The sequence below is a fragment of the Prevotella sp. P5-108 genome (assembly GCF_002251385.1).
In the GTDB taxonomy this organism is placed as follows: domain Bacteria; phylum Bacteroidota; class Bacteroidia; order Bacteroidales; family Bacteroidaceae; genus Prevotella.
This window is the reverse complement of record NZ_NPJJ01000003.1, coordinates 119,758-128,505: the sequence shown is the minus strand read 5'-3', so window position 1 is coordinate 128,505 and position 8,748 is coordinate 119,758. Positions and strand designations below refer to the sequence as shown.

Below are 8,748 nucleotides of genomic sequence, written 5' to 3'. Positions count from 1 at the left end.
GCTTCTTGTACTACTACTCTTCTGTTTATCTTAAATCTTTCAAAGAACTCTTTCTTCAGCGCTCAGGAGAAGTGTTTCATTCTCGAAAGCGGATGCAAAGGTATAGCTTTTTTCAACACAAACCAAACATTTCAACAAAAAAGTTGAAAATAAACGCAATTTTTTCGCATATTTTGACAAAAGAGGCCATTTTCGCCCATTTTGTCACGATTTTAGTGGCTCCAGAGCCAATCTTCGCTTCATATCCCACCCACGCCCAAAGAGCGGGAAAAACCGCAAAAAGCACCCGAAGGCGCCTCTCGACCCTCATCACGCCCACAGCCACCACCATGACACGCCCCGACAACCATAATCGTCAAACAGGCCCCCACCGATACCATTCCCGCGCGTCCATCCAGCCCCCCACGTGCATATATATAATATAATTATGTGTAGATATTGTCAAAAACTTATGAATTAAGGTCAAAAAACAAGATGCGCAATGCCAACAATCAGTTAACTTTGCAGAAAAACTAAAAATCTTACACAAATCATGAAGAATAGAAAGTGTTTCTTTGCGGTTGACTTAGGCGCAACCAGCGGAAGAACTATCATAGGCACCCTTGCAGACGGCAAGGTTGCTTTGGAGGAGATTACCCGTTTTGGCAATCCTCTAATCAATGTCAATGGCTTTTTCTATTGGGACCTCTTTGCCCTATATAATGAAATCATCAAGGGACTCAAGACCGTCGCCGAGCGTGGCATTGAGATTACGAGCATAGGTATCGACACCTGGGGATGCGACTTCGTATGCATTGGCGACGACGGCCAGCCTCTGCGCAACCCACTCGCCTACCGCGACCCACACACCATGGGCATGATGGAGCGCTACTTCGAAGAGAAGATTAGCCGCGCCGAGGTATATCAGCGCACCGGCATCCAGTTCATGAACTTCAACTCCCTCTTCCAGCTCTACACCATGGGCGAGATGGGCAACGTGGCACTGTGCAATGCCAAGAAGATACTCTTCATGCCCGACGCGCTGAGCTACATGCTCACCGGCAACGCCATCTGCGAATACACCGTCGCCTCGACCTCAGAGATGCTCAACCCCACCACGGGCGACCTCGACGAGCGCCTGCTTGAGAGCATAGGTTTGAAGCGCGAACAGTTTGGCACACTCACCCACCCCGGCACCATCATCGGCACCATCAACGAGGCCGTGCAGAAGCAGACCGGACTCGGCGCCGTGCCCGTGATAGCTGTAGCCGGACACGACACTGCCAGCGCCGTAGCCGCTGTGCCCGCCAAGGACGAAGAGTTTGCCTACCTCAGCAGCGGCACATGGAGCCTCATGGGTATCGAGTCCAAGAAAGCCATCATCAACGACCGCAGCTACGAGCTCAACTTCACCAACGAGGGCGGCGTAGGCGGAACCACACGTTTCCTCAAGAACATCTGCGGCATGTGGCTCTACGAGCGCTGCCGACAGGAATGGTCAGAGCTGCGCCATCTGGGACACCTCGAGCTGCAGAAGGAAGCCTGGGAGATAGAGGACAACGAGAGTTTCATCTTCCCCGACGACCCCTGCTTCACCAATCCCGACTCCATGGTAGCCACCATACAGCAGTATTGCCGCGACCACGGCATGCCCGTGCCCGAAACCCACGGACAGATTATCCGCTGCATCTTCGACTCGCTCGCCCGACGCTACAGCGAGGTGCTGGGCTACCTGCGCGAGTTCAGCGAGACCGACATCAAGGTGCTCCACATCATCGGAGGCGGCTCCAAGAACGACTTCCTCAACCAGCTTACCGCCGACGCTTGCGGCATCACCGTACTGGCAGGCCCACAGGAGGGCACTGCCTTGGGCAACGTGATGCTCCAGGCCAAAGCAGCCGGAGAGGTGGATGACATCTGGCAGATGCGCCATATCATAGCCAACTCGGTAGAGATTAAGAAATATGAACCAAAAAAATAACAAAATCATGAAAGTAGAAACCATTGAACAGAACTATGCCATCGCCAAGGCGCGTTACGCTGAATTTGGCATAGACACCGACAAAGCCATCGCCGAACTCGAGAAGACCCCTATATCACTTCACTGCTGGCAAGCCGACGACGTGACAGGCTTTGAGAGCAACTCGGCTCTTACCGGTGGCATCCAGGCCACAGGCAATTACCCCGGCAAGGCACGCAACATCGACGAGCTGCGTCAGGATATAGAGAAAGTACAGACCCTGCTCGCAGGCAACCATCGCCTCAACCTCCACGAGATTTACGGCGAGTTCGGCGGCAAGTTTGTAGACCGCGACCAGGTAGAAGTTTCCCACTTCCAGGGATGGATTGACTGGGCAAAGGAGCACAACCTGAAGCTCGACTTCAACTCCACCAGTTTCTCCCACCCCAAGAGTGGCGACCTCTCGCTGGCCAATCCCGACAAGTCCATCCGCGACTTCTGGATTGAGCACACCAAGCGCTGCCGCCGCATCGCCGATGCCATGGGTAAGGCACAGGGCGACCCCTGTATCATGAACATCTGGGTTCACGACGGAAGCAAGGACCTCACCGTAGAGCGCTACCGCTACCGCCAGATTCTCAAAGAGAGCCTCGACGAAATCCTCGCCGAAGACCTGCCCCACATGAAGTCCTGTCTCGAAGCCAAGCTCTTCGGCATCGGTCTCGAAGCCTACACCGTAGGTTCTCACGACTTCTTCGCAGGCTATTGCTCCAAGAACAACGCCATCTACACCCTCGACACCGGCCACTACGAGCCCACCGAGAATGTGAGCGACATGGTTTCCAGCCTCCTCCTCTTCGTGCCCGAGCTGATGCTCCACGTGAGCCGCCCCATGCACTGGGATTCCGACCACGTGACACTCTTCGACGACAACACCCGCAACCTCTTCACCGAGCTTGTGCGTGCCAACGCCCTCGACCGTGCCCACATCGGCCTCGACTATTTCGATGCATCCATCAACCGCATCGGTGCTTACGTCATCGGCGTACGTGCAGCCCAGAAGTCTCTGCTCCAGGCATTCCTTGAGCCGCTTGCCACACTGCGCAAGTACGAGGACGAAGGCAAGGGCTTCGAGCGTCTCGCCCTCCTCGAGGAGATGAAGACCCTCCCATTCGGCGCCGTATTCGACTACTTCAACCTCAAGAACAATGTGCCTGTAGCCGAGCAGTACATCGCCGAGGTACAGAAGTACGAGCAAGAAGTTCTGTCCAAGAGATAATGCTATATATATAATAAGGTATATAGCGCACTTATCACCCGCCGCATCATCAGTGCGGCAACCACTCACTTCAGGGTTGCAGGTTCCATTCCCGCAACCCTGTTTCTTTTGTTGACCCCCAAATCGGTCATCAGACTCCAGCTCATATCCGTGTCGCTTTTGAGCAGATTGACTCAGGGATAGATTGAAGACATGGCAGACTATGTCGAAACACAAACGGAGGGAAGATGCCAAAAGAGAACTGACTCATGGACAAAGGTTCACCATACTCCATTCTGTATACCCGCCGCCCTATGAGCATTATCCCGCCACTTTAGCGTGGCAGCGATAAAAAATTGCTAAGAACAATGTAATTAAAGAACTTTGTAGTATTTTTGCTGTCCCAAAGGAACAAGAAACAGACCCAAATGATACAGCTAAAAGAAAATCAAGGTATACCCCGCAACATTCTCCTGATGATGGCCATCATCGCAGGACTCACAGTAGCCAACTGCTACTACAACCAACCATTGCTCGAACTAATCCGTCATGACATAGGCATTACCGAGCAGAGCGCCAACCTCATCACCGTGATTACGCAGATAGGCTATGCGCTTGGCCTATTCTTCCTCATTCCCCTGGGCGACATGTTTTCACGCAAGAGACTCATCCTCTTCAATATGAGCATCGCTGCCGTGATGGCCATCGTGATGGCAGTGGCACAAAACGTGTGGATGCTCTGGGGGGCTTCGTTGCTGATAGGAGCCTGTTCCGTGATTCCACAGTTCTTCATCCCGATAGCAGGACAGTTTTCTGCAACCAAGAACAAGAGCAGGAATATGGGCTTTGTACTATCCGGATTACTGACGGGCATCCTTACCTCACGAGTGATTAGCGGCTACATCGGCGAATGGCTGGGATGGCGCGAGATGTTTATTATCGCCGCCTTCGTCATGCTCATCTGCATGGGCATGATGCTATTGATGATGCCAGAGATGAAACGCAACTATGAAGGTACTTATAGAGGACTAATGAACACCATGGCAGAGATTATCATTCTCCACCCCTCGGTACGCATCTACTCCATCCGTGCCGCCTTTGGTTTCGGCAGCATGATGGCCATATGGTCGTGCCTCGCCTTTCATCTTGCTCAGCCACCTTTCAGGGCAGGAAGCGACATGGTAGGGATGCTCGGACTCTGCGGCATCATGGGTGCTGTGGCGGCAAGTGGCATAGGCAAACAGGTCCCTAAGTTCGGCATTCGTAAATTCAGTCTGTTCGGAGCAAGCATGCAGATTATGGCCTGGGGAATAGCCTTGCTCTTCGGCGACACCTACGCAGGGCTCATCGCAGCCATCATCCTGGTCGACATAGGATTGCAATGTCAGCAACTCAGTAATCAAAGCGGATGCCTGCAAGAGATTCCGCATGCTTCCAACCGTGCCAACACCATCTTCATGACCACATACTTTATAGGTGGTTCACTCGGTACATTCTGTGCCGGATATTTATGGAACCGAGCCAACTGGTTAGGCGTATGCATCGTGGGCATTACCTTTGCCTTCATATCATTAGCCATCACTCTAAGCAACAGGAAATAGAGGTTCATCCGTAGCGCCGACAGCCCGTGTTTCCAATGCCAGCGAGCGGGGCTTCAGAAACATCAAGACGAAGCAGAGGTTACACGGTTCATATCTTAACTACGCTGTAAGTGCCGGTTGTAGGGTACATATCATAGCTACCCTGTAAGTGTTGCGATTAGCCGATGGCGTCATTCATAGCAGCCTGCACAGACATATCAACAGCGAGTAACACACCGCAAGCCTTGACTATGTAATCGCGGCCCAAGTCCCCCATGGCAAGAACTGGGAAGTGGCCCCTGTTGGAACGACTGCCCTATATACACGCCCCCATACTATGCAAGAGCGCCGACAACTCCTGTTTGGAATTGCCGGCGCTTATGGTTATGTCTCTGCTACTGACTAAAAGTCGTTGTCGTCGTACGGGTTGTTGACATCTTCTTCTACGATGTCAAATCCATGCTCTTTGTCAGAGTTGGTCCAGCCGCCTGATGCAGCGAGGATGGCAGATGATGCTTCTATCTTGTATGCTGTAGTACGAGGTGCCTCGTATGAAAGTTTCTTGTTCATTTTTATCAGTCTGTTTATATCGTTTTTACTTTTTGATTACCTTTACACCATTGATAATATACACGCCATTGGGCAGATTGTCGCTCTCCATGCGCTGGCCTCCGATGGTATAGATGCCAGTGGCACGCTTGGTGGTTATCTCACCGATGTTCTTGATGTCGGTAGTGGTGCCGTTTACGTCGATAAGTCTGAGCTGCTTCTGCTGCTGGCCGCCGAAGACCACGTTGAGCCATCCACGATAGGGCTTGATGTTATGGTCTATGGCAGTGTGTACCAGATTGCCCTTGCTCATCATGTATGAACCGGCGGCAACCTTTGTTGACTTCTCGTAAGAACCGCAGAAGTCAATTGCCTCGGCCTCGTTGCTGCTCACGCTGTTTTCCATCGTGGCAGGCTTCTCGTAGCTGATGCCGGTAGCGAAGTAGATAGGACCGTTTACCATACCGTTCTTCATCGACTCATACTGGGCGTTCGCATCGAGGTCGGCCTCGCGCGAAGGCATGATAAGGTAGGGTACGTTGGCATTGAGCACCACGTCGGCGTCATTGGCAGGACGAGCCATCTCCTTGAAGTATATCCACTTGTCTTCGGCCTTGGAGAGTTCGGCCAGCTTGGTATCGCTACCGAAAGCCTGGTCTATCTGGGCGCGGGTCATGCTTACGGGCAGGATGATGGAGTTCCAGGCATAGTCACCGGTTACGTTCTTGGCGAGAGTGCGGTGCAGCACCATGCGCACATTGTTCATGCTGCTTTCCTCGGCAAGTGCATAGTCCTCGTCAAGCACCAGTTCACGGGCACATGGCTCGGGGTCTACCACGTCGGGCACACCGTCTTCATTGGCATCATTGCGCAGAGCCAGACCATAGAGTTTGATATTGGTGAGGGCACCCAGTACATTGAGTGGAACGATGCTTACCTGGTCAAACTCCTTGGTGGGGTTGAGCATGGCATACGACTCGCCGCCGTCGCCGATGATGTCTGCGCCCAGCACCTTCCATGAGGTCAGTTCTTCCTGCTTCTCACCCTTCAGGCTGGTGATGATCTTGAGCGCATTGCCCAGTTCCACACCCAGACCCAACTTCACCTTGTCCATCACTACCACCAGCTGCTGGCCGGGAGTAGCCACACAGCCCATGTTGACTGCGAGCTTGGCTCCACCCAGATTGGCACCCAAGGGGAAATTGACACCATTTTTGAGGTTGCCGTCTATCACATTGGCGATGTTGTCTATGCCGTTGCCGATATTGGCTACACTGAACACATCGCTGTTCTTGAAGTCGATAGAGGCGTCTGTATTTTTGTGAGAGATGATGGTGGCGTTGTAGAGCAGGTCCTCTGAAGGAGTGGTATTCTCGGCGTCGTCTACAAATGCATAATAGATATTAAACTGAGAGAGGTCAGCGCTCAGCACACCAGTTTTCTGAAGCACAATCTCATCGAACACAGTACCCTTGGGCAGTTCAATGCTGTAGCGCATCTTCTGCATCTGGCCGCTGCCAGCCAGTCCGGCGGAGATGGTACTCCAGTGCTTGGTGGCATTTACCTTGACCTCTTCACCTTTATTATATATATGTACATTGAATATGTCGAGCACATTGGCAGTGAGTCCGGTGGTATTGGTGGCAACCACAAATCCTGCCTTCATCTTACCGTCAAATCCCTCGGCGAGGTTGCTGCCGTCGATGCTCTTCACACCAGCCAGCACCTTGTTTTCAATCAGGTCTACGCTTGCCTTGAGATAGCTGAAGTTGCGCAGGTCCTTAGACAGCAGCGCGCTGCTGTTCTTCACGCCGCTCGAGATAGACAGTCCGCCACCGCGTCGGTCGGTCAGCTCATAGAGAGGACTGCTCTTGTCTACATTGACCAGTATCTTCTCGCCGTTCTTGGCAGCATCATAGGCAGCCACATTGCCATAACCCAGGGTGGTGTACTCGTAGCAGCCATCTGCAGCCTGTGCCTTGAAGCGGTATTCGCCGGGAACGCTGAGCGTCACCTTGCCGGTATTGTCCACAGTAGCGTGAGAACCCTGGGGTTCCTTGTCCACGCTCCAGGTCACATCGATGTCCTTGTTCCAGTCGAGCTGATACTCATTGTTACAATCACACACCGACTTGCTGGCTACCACATTGATGGGGCAATGGTGCGAGGCTATCTCCGAAGCCATACGGATGAAGGCGTAGTTGACCTTGACCTCACCTGCGGTTATAGACAATACGCCTGGGAATGTAATCTTGGCAGAAGAGAAGTCTTTGGGAGCCTTGATAAGGAACGTACCTTTCTCAACCTTTCCTGCAGTCAAGCCCAGGACAGAGGCAGAAGCCCAGTACTCATCTATTTTTTTGTTATTGGTATCGTAGAGGGTCAGTTTGATTGTTTTGGCCACAGACAGGTCCAGTCCGGTAGTGTTGGTATAGACAAATCCTACCTCTGTGCCAGCCTTGAAGGTCTCTTTATTCTTAATGCCATTATCAGCAGTTACTGTAGCAGGAAGAGAAGAGAACACCTCCAACAAGACAACAACCGCACGACCATTCTCCAAATCGTCGTCCACCAGGTTACTTGCGTTTACTGCCCAATGGTCACCCGGCTCACCGTGTCCTTTCACGGTGATGTTCTGGCCGGTCAATTTGTTATACTCCTCAATACCACTCTTGGTAAGCGTAAAGGTTCTGGCCTTGCCTACAAAAGCATAGCGCACATTGAATGTGCCGAGGGCAGCCACGTCCACACCAGCCTTGACCAACTTGATTTCGTCAAACTCGGCAGGGGCTGTGGCAGTGATATCCTTGGTAAAGTCCTTATTGCCGGGGAGCTCTATCAGCTTCAGTTCAAGGCCCTTGACATCCTGACCTTCCTTGACGGCAGCCTCGCCCACCTTCTCTCCATTGCGGTAGAACCAGATGCGATAGAAGGTGCTCACGTCGAGTTTCAACAGCGCAGCGCCGGTGTTACCCTGGAGCGAGAAGCCCACCTCAGTACCAGCAGCATATGCATTGTCGAGGTCCTTGACGCTCACGATGGGAGCCACCGCCACGCCCACATCGGCAAGCGAGGGGAAAGAGGCATAATTGGACAAGTCCTCATCCACGAGGTTCTGCAAGTCCTTGACTCCACCTATCACCTTGACTCCGTCAAACAGCGAGTTGACACTGCATCCGGGGCCAACCAGCGCACGGCGGTTGCTCAGATAATTGGGTTTACTACTGTCAGTCTCCTGATACACGGGCTTGTCTGCCGCCTGAGCAATCGAGGCTGCAAAAAGCATGTGGAGAAAGAAAAGAAATGTAACTTTGGTAATTTTTTTAAGCATACTTGTACTTAATTCCATAACTTATATAACTTTTGTTTTCTATCTAATTTCTGAAGTAATAATTAGTTTGCTTAATTCTGGGGTGCAAAGG

Annotated in this window: 6 protein-coding genes; 4 read left to right on the top strand and 2 right to left on the bottom strand. The window is 52.2% G+C overall.

Features of this window, described 5'->3' with window-relative positions:
• The 4 genes from CIK95_RS13330 to CIK95_RS00850 all read left to right on the top strand — a co-directional run.
• The coding region (locus tag CIK95_RS13330) for a hypothetical protein (protein WP_216820567.1) at positions 1-425 on the top strand (425 nt) is incomplete at its 5' end.
• A 107-nt stretch (positions 426-532) separates the two neighbouring features.
• Positions 533-1,960 (top strand): rhamnulokinase, encoded by a 1,428-nt coding sequence (gene rhaB, locus CIK95_RS00860; protein WP_094387225.1) that lies wholly within the window; start codon positions 533-535, stop codon positions 1,958-1,960.
• 7 nt (positions 1,961-1,967) lie between these two features.
• Positions 1,968-3,218 carry an L-rhamnose isomerase gene (locus CIK95_RS00855; protein WP_022310120.1) on the top strand — a complete coding sequence of 417 codons (1,251 nt, stop codon included), beginning with the start codon at positions 1,968-1,970 and terminating at the stop codon, positions 3,216-3,218.
• 407 nt (positions 3,219-3,625) lie between these two features.
• Positions 3,626-4,798 (top strand): MFS transporter, encoded by a 1,173-nt coding sequence (locus tag CIK95_RS00850; RefSeq protein WP_094466009.1) that lies wholly within the window; start codon positions 3,626-3,628, stop codon positions 4,796-4,798.
• Positions 4,799-5,179: 381 nt separating this feature from the next.
• Here CIK95_RS00850 and CIK95_RS13035 read toward each other — a convergent pair whose 3' ends face one another.
• Both CIK95_RS13035 and CIK95_RS00845 read right to left on the bottom strand, forming a co-directional pair.
• A complete protein-coding gene (locus tag CIK95_RS13035) occupies positions 5,180-5,347 on the bottom strand; it encodes a hypothetical protein (RefSeq protein ID WP_158215049.1) in 168 nt (55 codons plus the stop codon).
• Positions 5,348-5,372: 25 nt separating this feature from the next.
• Positions 5,373-8,657, bottom strand: a complete 3,285-nt coding sequence (locus tag CIK95_RS00845; RefSeq protein ID WP_144007665.1) for a hypothetical protein — start codon at positions 8,655-8,657, stop codon at positions 5,373-5,375.
• Positions 8,658-8,748: the final 91 nt, after the last annotated feature.

Coding starts and splice junctions, on each gene's coding strand:
- rhaB (WP_094387225.1), top strand. CDS start 533: ATGAAGAATAGAAAGTGTTTCTTTGCGGTTGACTTAGGCGCAACCAGC.
- CIK95_RS00855 (WP_022310120.1), top strand. CDS start 1,968: ATGAAAGTAGAAACCATTGAACAGAACTATGCCATCGCCAAGGCGCGT.
- CIK95_RS00850 (WP_094466009.1), top strand. CDS start 3,626: ATGATACAGCTAAAAGAAAATCAAGGTATACCCCGCAACATTCTCCTG.
- CIK95_RS13035 (WP_158215049.1), bottom strand. CDS start 5,347: ATGAACAAGAAACTTTCATACGAGGCACCTCGTACTACAGCATACAAG.
- CIK95_RS00845 (WP_144007665.1), bottom strand. CDS start 8,657: ATGCTTAAAAAAATTACCAAAGTTACATTTCTTTTCTTTCTCCACATG.